General features: G+C 41.3%; 17 protein-coding genes. 12 read left to right on the top strand and 5 right to left on the bottom strand.

The genetic code is table 11. From position 1 onward, the window contains the following. Positions 1-4 precede the first annotated feature (4 nt). Positions 5-1,105, bottom strand: a complete 1,101-nt coding sequence (locus tag VB620_RS03365; protein WP_323194718.1) for a metallophosphoesterase family protein — start codon at positions 1,103-1,105, stop codon at positions 5-7. A 332-nt stretch (positions 1,106-1,437) separates the two neighbouring features. On the opposite strand from VB620_RS03365, the gene trmB reads away from it, so the two are divergent. The 5 genes from trmB (at position 1,438) to VB620_RS03340 (ending at position 7,408) form a co-directional block, all read left to right on the top strand. Further along, entirely contained in the window at positions 1,438-2,085 is a 648-nt protein-coding gene (trmB, locus tag VB620_RS03360; RefSeq protein WP_323194717.1) for a tRNA (guanosine(46)-N7)-methyltransferase TrmB, read from the top strand. A gap of 60 nt (positions 2,086-2,145) precedes the next feature. Continuing rightward, positions 2,146-3,129: a CAF17-like 4Fe-4S cluster assembly/insertion protein YgfZ gene (gene ygfZ / locus VB620_RS03355; protein WP_323194716.1), complete on the top strand. Its 984-nt coding sequence runs from the start codon at positions 2,146-2,148 to the stop codon at positions 3,127-3,129. A 204-nt stretch (positions 3,130-3,333) separates the two neighbouring features. Then, the gene (locus tag VB620_RS03350; RefSeq protein WP_323194715.1) at positions 3,334-3,564 is read left to right on the top strand and encodes a hypothetical protein; all 231 of its coding nucleotides are present in this window, start codon (positions 3,334-3,336) and stop codon (positions 3,562-3,564) included. Further along, entirely contained in the window at positions 3,539-3,877 is a 339-nt protein-coding gene (locus VB620_RS03345) for a type II toxin-antitoxin system RelE/ParE family toxin (protein WP_323194714.1), read from the top strand. Before VB620_RS03350 ends, VB620_RS03345 begins: the two co-directional genes overlap by 26 nt. A gap of 303 nt (positions 3,878-4,180) precedes the next feature. Then, entirely contained in the window at positions 4,181-7,408 is a 3,228-nt protein-coding gene (locus VB620_RS03340; RefSeq protein WP_323194713.1) for a glycoside hydrolase family 15 protein, read from the top strand. A 59-nt stretch (positions 7,409-7,467) separates the two neighbouring features. Here VB620_RS03340 and VB620_RS03335 read toward each other — a convergent pair whose 3' ends face one another. Continuing rightward, positions 7,468-7,746 (bottom strand): YkvA family protein, encoded by a 279-nt coding sequence (locus tag VB620_RS03335; RefSeq protein ID WP_323194712.1) that lies wholly within the window; start codon positions 7,744-7,746, stop codon positions 7,468-7,470. Positions 7,747-8,029: 283 nt separating this feature from the next. Here VB620_RS03335 and VB620_RS03330 point away from each other — a divergent pair, with 283 nt between their 5' ends. From VB620_RS03330 to VB620_RS03315, 4 genes are all read left to right on the top strand, one after another. After that, the gene (locus VB620_RS03330; RefSeq protein WP_323194711.1) at positions 8,030-9,037 is read left to right on the top strand and encodes an aromatic ring-hydroxylating dioxygenase subunit alpha; all 1,008 of its coding nucleotides are present in this window, start codon (positions 8,030-8,032) and stop codon (positions 9,035-9,037) included. Between the two features lie 532 nt (positions 9,038-9,569). After that, the gene (locus tag VB620_RS03325; RefSeq protein ID WP_323194710.1) at positions 9,570-10,340 is read left to right on the top strand and encodes a MotA/TolQ/ExbB proton channel family protein; all 771 of its coding nucleotides are present in this window, start codon (positions 9,570-9,572) and stop codon (positions 10,338-10,340) included. Positions 10,341-10,344: 4 nt separating this feature from the next. Further along, positions 10,345-10,917 (top strand): ExbD/TolR family protein, encoded by a 573-nt coding sequence (locus VB620_RS03320; RefSeq protein WP_323194709.1) that lies wholly within the window; start codon positions 10,345-10,347, stop codon positions 10,915-10,917. 239 nt (positions 10,918-11,156) lie between these two features. Continuing rightward, a complete protein-coding gene (locus tag VB620_RS03315) occupies positions 11,157-11,519 on the top strand; it encodes a phage holin family protein (protein ID WP_323194708.1) in 363 nt (120 codons plus the stop codon). A gap of 220 nt (positions 11,520-11,739) precedes the next feature. Here the strand turns inward: VB620_RS03315 and psb29 are convergent, their stop codons facing one another. Beyond that, positions 11,740-12,441: a photosystem II biogenesis protein Psp29 gene (gene psb29 / locus VB620_RS03310; protein WP_323194707.1), complete on the bottom strand. Its 702-nt coding sequence runs from the start codon at positions 12,439-12,441 to the stop codon at positions 11,740-11,742. Positions 12,442-12,534: 93 nt separating this feature from the next. On the opposite strand from psb29, the gene VB620_RS03305 reads away from it, so the two are divergent. Further along, complete coding sequence (locus VB620_RS03305) at positions 12,535-13,131, top strand: chromophore lyase CpcT/CpeT (RefSeq protein WP_323194706.1); 597 nt, start codon at positions 12,535-12,537, stop codon at positions 13,129-13,131. A gap of 17 nt (positions 13,132-13,148) precedes the next feature. Here the strand turns inward: VB620_RS03305 and VB620_RS03300 are convergent, their stop codons facing one another. Beyond that, a complete protein-coding gene (locus VB620_RS03300; RefSeq protein WP_323194788.1) occupies positions 13,149-13,517 on the bottom strand; it encodes an STAS domain-containing protein in 369 nt (122 codons plus the stop codon). A 387-nt stretch (positions 13,518-13,904) separates the two neighbouring features. Then, positions 13,905-14,948, bottom strand: coding sequence for an oxygen-dependent coproporphyrinogen oxidase (hemF, locus tag VB620_RS03295; protein WP_323194705.1), 1,044 nt, complete (start codon positions 14,946-14,948; stop codon positions 13,905-13,907). Positions 14,949-15,416: 468 nt separating this feature from the next. On the opposite strand from hemF, the gene VB620_RS03290 reads away from it, so the two are divergent. Together VB620_RS03290 and rodA are read left to right on the top strand one after the other, a co-directional pair. After that, positions 15,417-16,487, top strand: coding sequence for an Mrp/NBP35 family ATP-binding protein (locus tag VB620_RS03290; protein WP_323194704.1), 1,071 nt, complete (start codon positions 15,417-15,419; stop codon positions 16,485-16,487). 89 nt (positions 16,488-16,576) lie between these two features. Beyond that, positions 16,577-17,899, top strand: a complete 1,323-nt coding sequence (rodA, locus tag VB620_RS03285) for a rod shape-determining protein RodA (RefSeq protein WP_323194703.1) — start codon at positions 16,577-16,579, stop codon at positions 17,897-17,899. Positions 17,900-18,200 lie beyond the last annotated feature (301 nt).

The following is an 18,200-nucleotide window of genomic DNA, read 5'->3' as shown; positions in this document are numbered from 1 at the left end:
TTCACTAACCTAATAAGAGAGTGCTGTTATTATCAATGAGGGTGGGAATCCCCTTGGCGATCGCACCATAGGTCTGGATATACTCACGCACGGCTGGGGGAAATTCAGGATAATCCAATAAACCATCACCATCGGCAATATTTGCCCAAAAATCTCGCAGACTAGGAGCTAATTTCTTAGCCTCTATCAATGGTAGATTTAAAGGGTACTGAGTTAATAATTTAACTAACAAAGGCAAAGAGCGATCGCCCATCCATTGGCGTGAGGAATCCTGCAAATTAGGGAAATCAGGTACTGTTGCTACACGATGGGATAAAATTTGTAACCACTGTCTGCCGTAATTATCCTGTTGAAACTCCAACACTCGATAAGGGTGAGGATAACTAACTAAAGAACCAGTAGTAATGTCATAAACACCTTGGGAGGAAGCAATATCCTGAATGTGTAAATGTCCTGTAAATACCAATTTCACACCATAACGCCGCAATATATCTAACAATTCCGCAGAATTTTCTAAAATATAGCGCTTACCTATGGGATGGCGCGATTGTTCTGGCAAATGCTCCACCACATTATGATGTACCATCACCAATACTAACTCCTCATCTGCGGCGGCTAATACCTCCTCCAACCATCTGAGTTGTGCAGGATCTAAACGCCCTACTAATTCACCCTCTGCATTAAAAAAGTTAGAATTGAGACTAATTAACCGCACCCCCGGCAACAATTGATGTGTATAGTAAAGTTTCTGGGGATTTTCGTAGCCAAACTTGCGGTAATATTTCGGAAAATCGGCAAAACCAATTGATTGCTCATTAGCTTCTAGCACAGGAACATCATGATTACCAGGAATAACATAGGTAGGAAAAGGTAGCTTGGCTAATCGTGATTGTAACCACAGATGATTTTCCGGTTCGCTGTGCTGAGTTAAGTCTCCTGGAAGCAACAGAAAATCTAAATTAAGTTGTGTTAAATGTTCTATTACACTTTCAAAAGCGGGGATACTCACTTCCACCAGATGAAACCGGCTAGGATGATCCCAGATAGTATGGGGAAGGGTAATATGTAAGTCACTAACTACGGCAAAACGAAAATTTAAAACCATTGATTTATAGGATAATGTTAGAAAGAATTTGAAAAAGCGCTTTTATTAAAAGTATAACCCTTGCTTAAACCAGAGGATCTCCAATTACATCAGTACAGTCAAGATTATTTATTTATCAGACTTTTGACAAATGGTACTCCGGAATAACTTCGTGAATAATTCCAGGGAAAAACATCATCCTGAATCAGCTAAAGGTATCAAGATTAATCTATGCTAGTAAAGGGATCAGGCTCGCCCTAATTGTGAAGGTTGAATCATTGCTCTCCTCACCTCCTGGACGGTTGCGTTAAAATCCCGTACTTATAGAATCAAAGCGAGGAGAAGTATTAATTTTGCCATTAGTCCGAGTCCGTCAACACGTAAATCCACTGGCGAAAAAGTATCAAACGCCAGCAAATGCCCTAGAATGGGAAAAAGTTTATCCCCAGCCAAATCAACCACTACATCTAGATATTGGCTGCGCTAGGGGGAGGTTTTTGTTGAAAATGGCGGAGATAGAAACTGACTGGAATTTTCTGGGTTTGGAAATTCGAGAACCCTTGGTAGTGGACGCGAATCAGGTACGCAGTGAGTTGGGTTTAACAAATCTCCATTATTTATTTTGCAATGTGAATAATTCCTTGCAGTCCTTGTTGTCTTCTTTACCTCCAGGAACTTTACAACGGGTCAGTATTCAATTTCCAGATCCTTGGTTTAAAAACCGCCATGCTAAACGCCGAGTGGTACAACCAGAATTAGTCACGGAATTAGCTAGTTATCTGGCGGTGGGGGGAATCGTGTTTCTGCAATCGGATGTGGAGTTTGTCGCGGCTGAAATGCGATCGCGCTTTGCCGAAAATCCGGATTTTGAGCAACTTGGTACAGGAGAATGGTTAACAGAAAACCCTCTACCAGTGGCGACAGAAAGGGAAATAGGGACTCAAAACAAAGGTGAACCTGTATATCGGGCGGTGTTTGTCAGAAAAAATACGGGACTGTAATTTATTTGGTAAGATTTTTGAGGTGATCAATAATTTGAAAATAGGGCAACTCTTCACACCATGCCAATATCTGCAACCAACGCTCAAGATGCAGCAGCTATCCAAGCCGCAATCACAAAAGTTGCTATCTGCGATCGCTCCCACTGGGGACGTATCCGTGTTTCTAATGATGACCGTCTGCGATTTTTACACAATCAAAGCACTAACGATTTTCAAAGCCTCAAACCAGGACAGGGCTGTGATACCGTAATGGTTTCATCCACCGCCCGCACCATTGATCTAGTTAGTGCTTACATTTTAGAGGATGCAGTCCTATTGCTAACTTCCCCTAGTCGTCGGGAATCTCTGTTCCAATGGCTGGATAAATATATCTTTTTTGCTGACAAAGTGGAACTAAAAGATGTCACAGAGGAAACATCAACCTTTAGCCTCATCGGACCAGAAAGTGATGCCATTATAGAACATCTGGGGGCTGGGGAAATTATTGGTAAATCCTATGGTGATCATCAACTTGTGGATGGGGTAATAGTGGCTGTAGGTAGTGGCTTGGCTGCACCAGGATATACACTGATTTTACCCACTGCACAGAAAGAGCAACTATGGCAAAAGATTTTAGCACTAGGGGCGGTAGAATTGAGCGATCGCGCCTGGGAAACCTTACGAATTTTACAAGGAAGACCAGCCCCAGATGCAGAACTCACAGATGATTACAACCCCCTAGAAGTGGGATTATGGCAAACGATTTCCTTTAATAAAGGTTGCTATATCGGTCAAGAAACCATCGCCCGGTTAAATACATATAAAGGTGTAAAACAATACCTCTGGGGTATCCGCCTCAACGCAGCAGTAGAAGTTGGCAGTGCGATCGCCATTGGAGATGAAAAAATTGGTAAACTAACCAGTTATACTGAAACTACAAACGGTCACTTTGGACTAGGTTACATTCGCAGCAAAGCAGGTGGTGTGGGTTTAAAAGTGCAAGTCGGAGAAACTCAAGGTGAAATAGTGGCAATACCCTTTGTATCTCACGAATACCCGGAATAAACTATTCAAAATTTAAAACTTCAATATCTCTGAAAATTGCTCATTTTTTCTCACAAAGGTTCTGAAATATCCATATTTCATCAAACATCTAAGAACTCATGCCATATTACTGAGGATATGCCTTCTTTGTTATGAAATTACTATTTTTATTGAGAGATTAAAATAGAGTTAGCAAAGAAAGAATTTACTTGATGAGGAGGTTCTATGATGACTTTGCAAGAAATTATTAATTCCATTGAAAATTTGCCTACCAAAGACCAAGACTATTTATTTGAGTTTCTTCACAAGCAGAGAATTGAGAATCGGCGGGTTGAAATTTTGGCTAATGCACAGGAACTTATCCAGGCTTTTAATGATGGCACAGCAAAGAGGGGAAGTGTTGATGATTTGATTGCTGATTTACTAGGAAATGATGATGGAAGTTGTCTGGAGTAGTGGATTTAAGCGGTCTTTTAGAAAGATAATCAAGAAAAAACCCACATTAAAGAATCAAATTGTTAAAGCATTAAGGCTTTTGGCAGATGATCCATTTACGCCTTCTCTAAAGTCCCATAAATTAACAGGAAATTTAGCCGGCTTGTGGTCTTGTTCTGTTGCTTATGATTGTAGAATTATCTTTAATTTATCTGAAGATAAGCAGTTGTTAGAAATGGTTATTTTATTGATAGGACTTACGCATAATCTACGTTTTCTTGGCGTTCTTGGCGGCTTGGCGGTATGCGCTTCGCGCACGCTACGCGAACGATAAATCAAGATTTTTGGCAATTGTTGCGTAAGTCCTGATTGATTGATATTGGCAGCCATGATCAAGTATATTAAATTGGTATAAGATACTATTACTACTTTAAAACTTAAATTCTTCCTTTGGCGCAGAGATTGAACGGAAATAAACGTTCGCGTAGCGTGCTGGAAGCTCCACCACAGAGGTACAGAGAAATGAGAAAGAGATATATTCTGTGCGCTTTTGGTGGTTATTTTATGAGAAAGTCTCTAAACCCATATAATTCAAAACCACAGATTCTCGTTTTACCAGGTTTCCCTCAATAAAATCATGAAAACAGTCACCACATTGCCGGCTCGATTAGAAGTTTACTACCAGCAAATCAAAACAATCATCCTAGCGCGTCAAAATCCCATTACTGGTTTACTTCCCGCGAGTACAGCAATAACCGCCCACGGTGATTATACAGATGCTTGGGTAAGAGATAATGTTTACAGCATTTTGGGCGTTTGGGGTTTAGCCCTCGCATACCGCAAAATTGACGAAGATCAGGGACGCACTTATGAACTGGAACATAGCGTCATTAAGCTGATGCGGGGGTTACTATTTGCGATGTTGCGTCAATCCCAGAAAGTAGAAAAATTTAAACATACTCAATCACCCCTGGATGGTTTACACGCCAAATACAACACCGCTACAGCCGACATCGTAGTAGGTGATGATGAGTGGGGACATTTACAAATTGATGCCACATCTATATTTTTACTGATGTTGGCACAGATGACAGCTTCAGGTTTGCAAATTATTTATACTCTGGATGAAGTCAATTTTATCCAAAACTTAGTTTACTATATTGGACGCGCTTACCGCACACCAGATTACGGCATTTGGGAACGGGGTAATAAAATTAATCATGGTAGTGCTGAATTAAATGCTAGTTCCGTCGGTATGGCGAAAGCAGCTTTAGAAGCTATCAATGGACTAGATTTATTTGGTGTACGTGGTAGTCAAGCATCAGTAATTCATGTTCTCCCGGATGAAATCGCCCGCGCCCGCATTACCTTAGAATCATTATTACCCAGAGAATCGGCTTCTAAAGAAATTGATGGCGCGTTGTTAAGTATTATTAGTTATCCGGCTTTTGCTATCGAAGATGTGCAATTACGCGATCGCACATTTAATGATATTATCCACAAACTCCAAGGAAAATATGGTTGCAAACGCTTCCTGCGTGATGGACACCAAACAGTTTTAGAAGATAGCAAACGCCTACACTACGAACCTTGGGAACTCAAACAATTTGAGAATATTGAATGTGAATGGCCGTTATTTTTCACTTACTTATTCTTAGATGGTTTATTTCGTGGTGATAGCCAGCAAATTAAAGATTATCAAGAACGTTTAGAATCATTACTCATTGAAATTGATGGCGTGGGTTTATTACCAGAACTTTATTACGTCCCCGCCGAAAACGTAGAAGCAGAAAGATTAAACCCCCAAAGTCAAAAGCGATTACCTAACGAAAATATCCCTTTAGTTTGGGCGCAAAGTTTATACTTTCTCGGTCAACTATTAAATGAAGGTTTACTAGCCGTTGGGGATATCGACCCATTAGGTAGACATTTATGTATAGGTAAAAAACGCGAGCCTTTAGTCCAAATTGCCTTATTAGCTGAGGATGAGGACTTACAAACTAAACTCAAAGTACATGGAATTGAAACTCAAACACCCAAGCAAGTACAACCAATTCAAGTCAGAAAAGCCGACGAACTTTCCACTATTTACACCCAAATTGGACGTAACGATAAACTAGGTTTAACTGGTCGCCCGGTGAGGAGGTTGCGGAGTTTAACCACATCTCGATTTTTTCGGATTCATGGCGAAACCATTGTATTTTTACCTTCATTTTTGGATTCGCAACAGTTTTATTTAACTCTAGACTATCAATTTCTTATAGATCAAATTAGAAGTGAACTCGCTTATATTCAGGATTATTGGATTGATTTAGGTCGTCCCACCCTGACTTTAATGCTAACCCACACCATGTTAGAAATCGGTTCTGAGGCTTTATTAGAACTGATGCAGGAATTTAAAGATGGTGTATGTAACGGTGTCGCTGTAAAATTGGGCAGACTGAATCAACTGATGCTGACATCTGGAATGCAAAGGATTGATTTTCTTCAAGATGGCGACTTCTCCCAATCACCCATGCAAAATGCGGGACCACGTTGCTATTACTTGGCTTATCATCCGGGAGGAAACTGGCGTTTAGGAAATACCCAAGAATTCCAAATGGAATGCGAAACTAACTTGGGTTTGTTGCTTTCTTCCTTGCGGTCATCGGAAAATCTCTACGAACAAATCGAGTTATTACAAACTTTAATTCGTTTAGAAGGACTAACATTTGATACTGGTTTTGGTGGCCCACAACATCCGGTGACAGCTGCTGATTTACTGGATGAAGTCTACACCAAAGCAGGAGATTTAGGTATCTGGGCGGTGGTACGTCGCGCTGCTGGATTAAGACAAATGATTGATATCAGCTTATCAGATACAGTCACGAGTATTTTGGTGCGGGGTAAGCAAATTGCTGTGGGTAGAGCTTATAGTAAATCATCACTGATTTCTGTGCCGATGCCTCACGGGGAAATTACGGAGAAAATTAATAATTTTTGTCGTGAAGATATCCGCGATCGCGTCCTCACTCAAGAAATTATCATCTATCTGGGTGTATTAATGCGATCGGAACCAGAACTATTTCAAGGGTTACTCACCCTAAGAGTTGGCTATCTGATCTTATTAATTACCAGTGAATTAGCCCAAGAGTTGGGTGTAACTCAAGATGAAGCCTATGAACGGTTGATGGAACTTTCACCCTTGGAAGTGAAAATCCGCTTACATCAAGTCTTAACAGGTTACACAGGTATAAGTAAATTATTACGCCAGCAGGAATCTCTACACGTCAAGCAAAAAGAAACTGATATTGCTTGGGTAGTGCGATCGACAGAAACAGAAGAAACTACAGCACCTCAAGGTGGTTGGCGGAGATTTCGTCAAGCAGAAGGAGCATTAAACCGAGTTCCCAAGGAATTTTTCCAGCAGGTTTGGCTATTAATGAAACATTGTAAAGGGATTGTCATTGGCGATAAACTAGAGCGCCGCAATCGTTTAGACAGTGAATTGATTTTAGCCGAGATGACCCCTGGGGAAAAGAACTTTGCCTTGAGAATTGAGCATTTACTGAATAAAATCGAAGCGCCAGAATACCGCAAAGTCAATATTGAAGCCTTAATGGAATTAGCAACAATAGTCGCCAATAATCCCAGCTTACAAATAGAAGAGTATATAGTTTTAGATGTATTAATTGGTCACGCAGTGCGATTAGCATGGTTAGAACAAAATCCCGAAAGAGGCGATCGCTACGATGAAGATAAAGCCTCAGCCTGGAACTCCTTTTACAACACCTCACCACAAGATACAGTGGATTATATCTTAAAAGCCTTTAGATTCTTAACAGAATTTGTCCAAGAAATCGAAACCCAAATTCCCACAAAATAGCGCAGACAATATGCAACTACCTTATCAGCGTACCTCCGCGTAACTTTGCGTTTAAACTCCTACTCAACAGACACCGCGTCAACATCAACAGTTTCGGCGCTAGGTTCATCAGAACCCTTATTCGTCTTCCAAGCATTCATCACTAAAGCAGAAACCTCAGAAAAAAGCACAGACAACAGTAAAACGTCATCAATTTGACCAAAAATGGGTATAAAGTCAGGAAAAATATCTATAGGGCTGAGAATATAAACAAGTGTTCCTAAAATTACCCACCAACGGTACATGGGATTACGAAGCAAATTACGATACCAAGTGTACAATGGGATGGGAAATTTCATGTTTTGACTCTCTATTTATAGAAGGGAACAAGGAAAGGGGAACACTTCGACAAGCTCAGTGCATCGCAGAAAACAGGCTAATTGTGAGGATTTAATCATCTGTTTGTGTCCTCACCTCCTGCGCGGTTACCACATAATTAATTTTGACAAATTATGTTAGAAGTTCCCGGTAGGAATAACCGCCCTACCCTCTAAGGTGACATTTCTGCAAATACTATGTTAATCTTACAGACCTTTTAAGAATCTGAACAACTGATAATTAAAACGATCTCTTTTAACTTTTATGTTTTCTCACAGCCCATATTCAAACTTTAACAATCCGACACAATTTGTCGAGGGATGGTACTGGGCGTTACCATCGAAAAAATTAAAAGTAGGGAAGGTAAAAGCTGTAACGCTGCTGGGTAAAAATCTGGCAATTTATCGGGGTATTAGCGGTGAAGTTGTGGCGATGGATGCTTATTGTCCTCACATGGGCGCTCATTTAGCCGAGGGGAAGGTAGAGGGTGATAGTATTCGCTGCTTTTTTCACAACTGGAAATATGACAATCGCGGTACTTGTGTAGATGTTCCCGCCCTCGGAAAACCCTTACCTGTATGTATTAAAACTTGGGCTACGGCGGAACACTACGGGATGATTTGGGTTTGGGTAGGAGATGAAAAGCCCAATTCATTACCCTTTGAACCGGAACTACAACAGATCGATTGCGATTATAGATTAGGTAGGAAGTTTGTCAAAAACTGCCATCCCCATGTGTTGCTGATTAATGCTATTGACGCTCACCACTTTAATACAGTACACAATTTACCTTTGGAAATTGTCTTTGATTCCCAAAACCTCAACTCCCATGCTATTAGCTTCAGTAACACTACAAGGGGAGGGGATGATTCTTGGTTAATCCGGTTGATTCGTCCTCTATACCCCAAAGAAATTACTTATAATATGTGCTATTGGTATGGTAGCAGTGGCACTGCGACACTAGGGCCAGATTGTCTGCGGTTTTACATTATCTTTGCATTCCGCATCCTAGAAGGAGGGAAAGCGGAGGGACAGACAATTTTAGTGACTCCTAAACGTCGGGGATTTTTAGGATGGGTTTTAAATCGCGGGTTGTTATGGTTAATACAACAGGTGGGTAATTATTTCACTAAAGGGGATATACAGCTATTGCAAACGATTCGGTTTGATTTGAAGACTCCCACCGCAGCAGACCAGTCTACTATGGAATTTATTCAGCACCTTAATCAGCAAAAAGCTTTAAGCTGGGGAAGTTGGGAAACTCTAAATTAATCAGAAAATAGTATTAGATCCCCGGAAATTAATGCAGATATCTGTGTAGAGGGAGATTGGCGATCGCCTCATTAAAATTGAGTATGACAAAACTGCGGAAATTCTTTCTCTAGAATCTTAGCCACCTTTCCCAACTGGATATTACATTCCACTGGAACCGTGGTTAAATGGGAAAATTGCTTAAAAAAATCACTGCTCAAAATCTAGCATTTTTAAATTCGCTTCCATATTTATTGAAATGACACATTGACAGAATGCTAAGATAATGCAGCTAAAAATAAATATAGTCTAAAAACAGGTATAACAACCCCCAATGATCTGAGGACACAAACAGATAATTAAATCCTGACAAGTAGTGAGTTTCGAGCCTGCTTCCTGTTCTCTTATCAAACACTTTTGATACTTAAGGATTCTCTGTAGCCCAATATTTGCTCGATGATGTTGTATTGGAATATGGTAATTATGCATTAATCTTGAGAATTAAAATACTTCGGGACTGTTGCTGTAGAAATGGAGGGAGGAAACCTAACCAGTGGATATTTTAGATTTGTTTCAAAAGGGCGGCCCCGCAATGTGGCCCCTGTTTGTTTTATCAGTTCTGTCTATCAGTGTGATTTTTGAGCGTCTGTGGTTCTGGTTACGAATCATGACTCAAGAAAAGGAAATAGTGGATCGTGTATTAAATGCAGCCGAAGATAGTTGGGAAGTAGCGGCGGATATTGCCAAAAATGCCCGCGATCAGCCTATTGGCAGGTTTCTCTATGCTCCCTTAAGCTACCCGAAGCGTGATCCAGAAACCTTTAGACTAGCTCTGGAATCCACTGCTGAAGACGAAATAGCAGGAATGCGTCGGGGTGAAAAACTGTTAGAAGCTGTCATCGCCCTCTCACCTCTGTTGGGATTGCTGGGTACAGTTTTAGGTTTGATCCAGTCTTTGGGTTCAATTCGTATTGGCGATTTGGGAACTGAGTCAACAGCTGGTGTGACTACTGGTATTGGTGAATCTTTAATCAGTACCGCTAGTGGGTTGATAGTTGCGATTATTAGTTTGGTGTTTTATCGCCTATTTCAAAGTTTTGTAGTTGACCAAGTGAAAATTTTCCGCAAGGCGGGAAATGAAATGGAGTTGTTATATCGTCAGTCTCCGCCTAACTATGACAAAATTGCCGCAGTTATCGAGGAAGAATCTTCAGCAGAAAGTGCTACTCCTCCTCCCCGCCAGCGAGATAAGAAACCCTTTCCTAAACCTCCTGAACCGCCTAAGATACCTGATTCTTTAGATCCTGTAGAGCCGGAGGAATAGTAAAATGAAAGTTAATTTGCATACTCCCATTGAAGAAACACAAATTCAAATTCTCCCGTTAATTGATGTCGTTTTTTGTATCCTGACGTTTTTTTTGTTAGCAGCTTTGCAATTTACGCGACAACAGGCAATTAATATTGATTTGCCGAAAGCTAGTACAAGTACAGTTACTGGTGTGACTTCACAGAATGCCACTCAAATTGTGACTATTGATGCTGTCGGTAATGTTTACATCGAAAAAGAGCCTGTACAAAGAGATCAGTTAGCGCAAAACTTAAGCCAATATCTTCAAGCCAACCCTAATGGCATTTTGGTGTTAAATGCATCACGAACTGCAACTTATAATGATGTAGTGGAAATACTAGATTTGATGCGGCAAGTAGGTGGCGATCGCGTATCTTTGGGAATCATACCCGGCCCGACTCAACTACCCAACAACTCATTTAATCCATCCATGAGTCCTGGGGGAGTACCCGCACCAATTCCGGGGGTGAATCCTGATTTTATGACTCCAGTTATACCCAATGAATTTACGCCTCAAATGCCTGTAGCACCTCCAACAACTCCTAGCCGTTGATCAATAAGGGAAGACCGCCATTCCCTTAAGAGCGCCCCTTTCTTTAATCAAAACCCCTTTCCTGATTCAGGAGAGGGGAGTATTTTAGCTAAAGCTAAACCTAAAGATATCCAAAATAAATTCTCCGAAGCTAAAAATAGCTGTTAATTTACAAATAATTGGTTAAGCTGCAAAAATTTCTTTATCGTCGAACTTAGTAATTGAGCGCCAATCACCATTCACGTTTCAAGGGTTGTGGCATGAATATTGTGACGCTTTTAATTGTTTGGGTAGTAACATCTATCAGCTTGTTGATTATTAGTAAGCTGCCTTTAGGAGTGGAAGTTGACTCTCCACAAAAAGCTATGGTTTCGGCAGTCGTTTTGGGTATTGTTACAGCAGTAGTCAGACCAATTTTAAACCTGATCTTTACTGTACCAAACTTACTTACTTTTGATTTGTTATCCGGCATTTTCACATTCATGATTGCCGTTGTCTGTTTTAGTGTCGCCGCTTGGTTAGTCGAGGGGTTTCGCTTACGTTACGGGATCTGGAGTGCTGTACTGGGGGCTTTTGCTCTAACCATTATCAACAGCCTAATTTATAAGTTGTTGGGTGTATGAATAATTTCTAGTTCGTAATTCGTAATTCGTAATTAATTCAGGTTGCAACTCCTCAATCTGTTTATGGAAGAAATCAAGTTTTTTCCGTCGATAAAAATTACGAATTACGAGTTATGGCAACCGCCAAGGAGGTTAGGACAGAAACAGATATGAAACCCTGACAATTAGAGAGTTTTAAGCCTGTTCCCTGTTCCCTGTTCCCTGCTATATCAATTAGGAATTATTCAGATGGGGGAGTCACTGGGGTACTTTTTTCTTGTTGACGCTGTTCACGTTTTTTGCGATCAGCCGAGAGCATATCCGCCATCACTATCAGCGCTTGAGCCATCTTTTCCAGATTAGAACTGTATAATTCTAAGTCTTTGCTGAGTTTTTCCTCTGATAGATGTAACCCAGCTGCAATGGTTTTTAAGGCTTCAGTGCGTTGCTTTTCATCCTTGACTAATTCAGGTGCGGACTGTTCTAACAATGTGAATAAACCAACTGCAAATAGGCGGCTATATTTAAATTCAGAATTGTTAGCGATCGCCTGCAATTGTGCTTGTAAATCTGGATCTCGATCTAAATGACTGGTTTGACTTAACCACGCAATTAAATCATTTACCGGTAAGTCTTTAGCTAAAGCTTGCAGCCGTTCAGCATCCTGTCGGTAGCCTTGCGCTTCTTGCTCTACAGCCTGACAGAGAGCATGGAAAATAGATTCCTTGTCCCGTTCTGGTAAGTAGCCTTCCATGAAGCGGTCAAAACTGGTGACAACTCCCAAAGCATAAATCGGATTGTAGCTAAAACCGCTATTGACTGATAGTAGATGCATTTCTACCATCAACTCCTCAACCACCCGCCGATAAATTGTGTTAATGGGGCGAGTGTGAAGGGAGTAAAAAGTTCGCTTTGTATCTGAGACAGTACGGACGTTATTCACAAATAAAATGTTAAGAATGTTAAGGGCGACGTTATTATATTCTGTCGCTTAAAGGCTAGTTTGCCAAGTTCAGGTTTCCGATCAGTTATATTTATGAGTTTTGCGCCCAGTTTAATGGCTCTAGGTGAGTACCTAGCTGGAAAATTTGATAATCGAGAACAAGCTTTAGCCGATCCTGCTTGGTTTGTGCATCTACATCTTTGGCAAAGACCAGTTGATCTATTTACAGAAGACAGTATCACCTTGTTTGCCGAGCAAGCGAATATTGTCAATTTAGAGCATCCTTATCGCCAGCGAATTATGCGCTTAATGTCTGGGAGTGGCGCTGATGCACCCTTACAGATACAGTACTATATGTTTAAAGATCCTGGTGTTTTCCGTGGTGCAGGAAGTAATCCGGCTGTGCTGAAAACATTGACTGTGGATCAATTAGATTTATTACCAGGCTGCATCCTCACAGTTAACCAACAAACAATCCCTGACCATAGCTATAAATTTACTGCTATTCAACCGCCAAATAGTCGTTGCTGCTTTAGTTATCTAAATCAGATTGTGCAAGTTGCTTTAGGATTTGAAGCCACAGCGAGAGAATTTAACAGCTACGATAAAGGAATTGACTCGGAGACTGGAAAAGCAACCTGGGGAGCCATTTTAGGGCCTTATAGATACACGAAGCGAGAACAGTATTGACACTCAGAACTCACCATTTAACTGGCGATGCTACGAGGTACACCTTCTAAAGCTTCTTCTTCGGTTTCAAAGATTTCAAAGACTGTATCCATCATTGTGACTTCAAAAACGAGTTTTGCTTCTGGGTGTACATTACAGATGCGGAAACTGCCTTTGACTTTATCAGCATCACGCATCCCCGCCACCAAAGAGGTGAGGCCAGAACTATCAATAAAATTTACCTGACCGAGGTTGACTACAACATGGTGGCTGAGTTTGGAAATACATTCCTGTAATTTCAGGCGAAATTGCCAAGCTGTGGTGATGTCTAAACGTCCTGCTGGTGTTAAGACAATAACGGTATTGTCGTCTTGGGTTGTATAGGTTGTTTGTTCTATTTGAATCACTAAGCCTCCCCGTGGCACTAGTCTAAAGTTAGTTTGAGATTGGTGAGCCAAAAAAAACAGGTTTTGCTTGTTTGAGACCTGCACATCACCAAAAAATTTTTTAGTTGTGCAGTTAGTAAATTGACTCACCAGCCACAAAATTATCCACCACTGGTACTTGAATTAACAAGTTACTGGTGACATATACTACACTGTTTGCCAGCATGACAATGTAGGTTTCTCAGTAACTCCTGCGATCGCAGAGGAGCCACTGCGGTCTTGGGGGTCTCCCCCATGAGCAAGTGGCGTGGAGCAGAGGACATTTCCTGAGCTTTGACTTTACGCCCCTGTGGTGTTGCATTGGTGACATTTAGTAGTTTAACTCAGCAAAACATTGCTGAGTAATTTTTAAGTATTAGTTGTCCAGTTGACCCAATCTTGAGGTTTGAGAAAAGTTTCATACAACTCGGCTTCTGGAGATTGTGGTTCTGGCTTATAGCCGTATTCCCAACGCACCAAGGGAGGTAAGGACATCAAAATAGATTCTGTGCGTCCGTTGGTTTGCAGACCAAAAAGTGTACCTCGGTCATAAACCAAGTTAAATTCTACATACCGACCGCGCCGATAGAGTTGGAAATTCCGTTGGCGATCGCCATATTCCATTCCATGTCGCCGTTTCACAATTGGTACATAAGCAGGTAAAAATGCTGCGCCACAATCTTGCACAAAAGCAAATAATTCTTCCCAACTGCGTCGTGCTGGTTTTCCTACCTGATCACTGTATTTAGCCGCCGGTCCGTGGGGGTCAGTACCACCATAAAAACCACTTTCGCTGTGTTGATAATCAAAAAATAGACCACCTACACCCCGTGTCTCATTCCGATGCTTTAGGTAAAAATATTCATCACACCAACGCTTAAATACCGGATAATACTCTGGGTTATGCTTGTCGCAAGCTTGTTTCAGAGTTTCATGTAAATGTTTAGCGTCTTCGGCAAAAGGATAATAGGGTGTTAAATCAACACCACCCCCAAACCACCACACTGGCCCAGCTTCAAAATAGCGATAATTGAGATGAACTGTCGGCACATAAGGATTGCGGGGGTGTAATACCATCGAAGTGCCAGTCACATAAAAGCTGTGTCCTTCCGCATCTGGTCGTTGGGCTAAAATAGATGGCGGGAGGCGATCGCCCCAAACCTCCGAAAAACCTACCCCTGCTTGTTCAAATATCGCTCCATCACGTAATATACGCGATCGCCCACCACCGCCTTCTGGACGTTCCCAACCATCTTCGTTAAACTTACCGACACCATCTAGTTCCGCCAAGTTTTGCGAAATTGTATCTTGCAACCCTTGCATAAACTGACGAACCCTAGTCTTACCATCAGTCGGTGGCAAAAACTGCGATGATGCTGCGTCTACAGCTGGCGTTTGCGAGTTAGTTAACATAGATTCCCGAACCTAAATTACAATTTTCAAAAATCCACAAATTAGTTAATTTAAACATTTGTGGGCAATATTTGCCTAATCTACTTTTTTCTTACTTCTGAGGATTTACGCCATTAATGGGTATCACCAAAGCTATTTTCCCTCAAATGCGTATAGGCTTGTATATTAACTGAGTTTTTTTTGTACTTCTTGATGTAAACATCTTCATATCGACACCAGACCCTGTTTAATTAGTCTATCAGCCCTCTCTCCTTTCAGTTATTGTTCCGGTACTGTGGGACGTGTGGGGAGTAAAGAATTTTAGATTGCAGTCTAATCCAAAATCTAAAATCTAAAATCTAAAATCTAAAATTGAATGACTAATGACCACTACTCCCTGATCGCCACGTTCCAAACAAAGTTAAGATCATAACTAGATGATCATAAAATTTTCTTAAATTTCGTTACGACAGTAACCGTGAAAAAAGTATGTACGATGTTCTCGATTCCGGCTCAGTCTTAGAAGTTTTGCGACCAGTAGAAGACCCAGAACTCCGCAAGAGTTTGGTGGAACTCAATATGATTCGCAACATCAAAATTGACGCTGGCAAGGTGAGTTTCACTTTAGTATTAACTACACCCGCCTGTCCCCTACGTGAATTTATTGTTGAGGATTGTAAAAAAGCTGTGAACAAGCTACCTGGCGTTACAGAGATAAATGTAGATGTCACAGCCGAAACACCCCAACAAAAAAGCTTACCTGACCGGACAGGGATTACTGGGGTAAAAAATATTTTCGCTGTTTCCAGTGGTAAAGGCGGTGTAGGTAAAAGCACAGTTGCGGTGAATATAGCTGTGGCTTTAGCACAAACAGGCGCTAAGGTGGGATTACTGGATGCCGATATTTATGGCCCCAATGACCCCACCATGCTGGGGCTAGCTGATGCCGAAATTGTGGTACGTTCCACAGACAAAGGTGATATTCTCGAACCTGCTTTTAATCACGGTGTCAAATTAGTCTCAATGGGCTTTTTGATTGACCGAGATCAGCCAGTAATTTGGCGGGGTCCCATGCTCAACGGTGTAATTCGCCAATTTCTTTATCAAGTAGAATGGGGGGAATTGGATTATTTAATCGTCGATATGCCACCAGGAACTGGCGATGCTCAATTAACTTTAACCCAAGCTGTACCCATGTCAGGGGCAGTAATCGTTACCACACCCCAAACTGTAGCCTTGTTAGATTCACGTAAAGGTTTACGGATGTTCCAGCAAATGAACGTCCCAGTTTTGGGAATAGTGGAAAATATGAGCTACTTTATTCCCCCAGATATGCCAGATAAGCAGTATGACATCTTTGGTTCTGGCGGTGGTTCCAAGACAGCAGCTGAGTTGGAAGTTCCTTTACTGGGGTGCGTTCCCCTAGAAATTTCTACAAGAGTGGGCGGTGATAGCGGTATGCCGATAGTTGTGGGTGATCCTGATTCCCCTTCCGCTAAAGCATTAAAGGCGATCGCACTTAACATCGCCGGTAAAATATCAGTAGCCGCCCTGACATAATCAATTTTCAGTTTTTGTCTGATTCCTGGGCAATAGCCTGGGAATGAAAGATTAACAATAGCCTATAAATTTAAATATAAAATTGCACAATGTTATCAAAACGGTGGCGGTGGCTCCCCAAAATTCGCTGGCAATCTTGGGTTAAACCCTGGCAACAAGTAGATTTACTACTATTCTGCCTGACTATTGGTATCAGTATGTTTGGCGGACTGATGATTCTCAGTACAGAATTAAGGCAACCAGTAGCTGATTGGTTCTGGCATTGGACAGTAGCTGGAATCGGCATTGTGATAGCCTTGTTTTTAGCTCGTACCCGTTATGAACATCTGATTCAATGGCATTGGGTAACATACGCCCTGACTAATTTCAGCCTCATTGCCGTCATGATCATTGGTACTAGCGCTAAAGGGGCGCAGAGATGGATTACCATTGGTGACTTCAACGTGCAGCCTTCGGAATTTGCCAAAATCGGCATGATTATCACCTTAGCAGCTGTATTACACAAGCGCACAGCCGCCAATATAAACGATGTCTTCCGTACTTTAGGAATCACCGCTCTTCCTTGGGCGTTAGTCTTTTTACAGCCAGATTTAGCCACATCCTTAGTCTTTGGTGCGATCGTCTTAGGAATGATGTATTGGGCAAATGCTAACCCAGCTTGGCTAATCCTATTGATTTCGCCGATTATTTCTGCCATTCTTTTTAGCATCAATTGGCCATTGTCACAGCCAATAGAGATATTTAATATTTTATCCTTTGGAATATTAGGAATACTTTGGGTAATCGCTATGGGAATTTTGGGTTACCTAACTCTCCCCTGGCGGTATTTTATCCTCAATGGTATTGGTGCATCAGCTATCAATTTATTAGGTGGTGAATTAGGAGTTTTTGCCTGGAACAATATATTAAGAGATTATCAAAAAGACCGGTTGACTGTATTTCTCAAACCTGGATACGACATTCTAGGTGTGGGGTATCACCAACATCAATCTCGCATTGCTATTGGTGGTGGTGAAGTTTGGGGATGGGGTTTATTCAAAGGGCCAATGACACAACTGAACTTCGTCCCCGAACAACATACAGACTTTATTTTTTCCGTCGTCGGTGAAGAATTTGGTTTTGTCGGTTGTTTAGTAGTACTATTAGTCTTCTGCCTGATTTGTTTTCGCCTATTGCGAATAGCTGAAACAGCCAAAGATAACTTTGGTTCATTATTGGCTATTGGTGTTTTATCAATGATTGTATTTCAGTTAGTTGTTAACATCGGCATGACTGTTGGTTTAGCACCTGTAGCGGGAATTCCCCTACCTTGGATGAGTTACGGACGTTCAGCCATGCTGACTAATTTTATTGCGTTAGGCTTAGTGGAATCAGTAGCTAATTTTCGTCCAAGCAAGAGGAAATATTATTAAAGATTTTAGATAAGTCTGTATTTACCATCAATCTTATAACAAATTAAGAGGATGTTTGAAAAGTTTTTAATGTATAAATAAACCACTCTCCAAACCTCTTCCCGACCTCTCCCTAACCTACAACTACGGTGTACACACAAGTCCTATCAAGTTACCTCATCACGTTTTGATACCCCCTAGCCCTGCTTGAGAAGGGGGGAATTAGAATCAAAGTCCCCCTTTTTAAGGGGGATTTAGGGGGATCAGATCACTTGTGTGTACACGGTAGGGAAGGGGGGTTAGGTTTTTGGAGATTATTAGT

Origin of the sequence: Nodularia harveyana UHCC-0300, assembly GCF_034931085.1 — a bacterium.
Classification (GTDB): Bacteria; Cyanobacteriota; Cyanobacteriia; order Cyanobacteriales; family Nostocaceae; genus Nodularia; species Nodularia harveyana.
The sequence above is the reverse complement of the archived record's forward strand: the minus strand, read 5'-3'. Positions and strand labels throughout refer to the sequence as shown.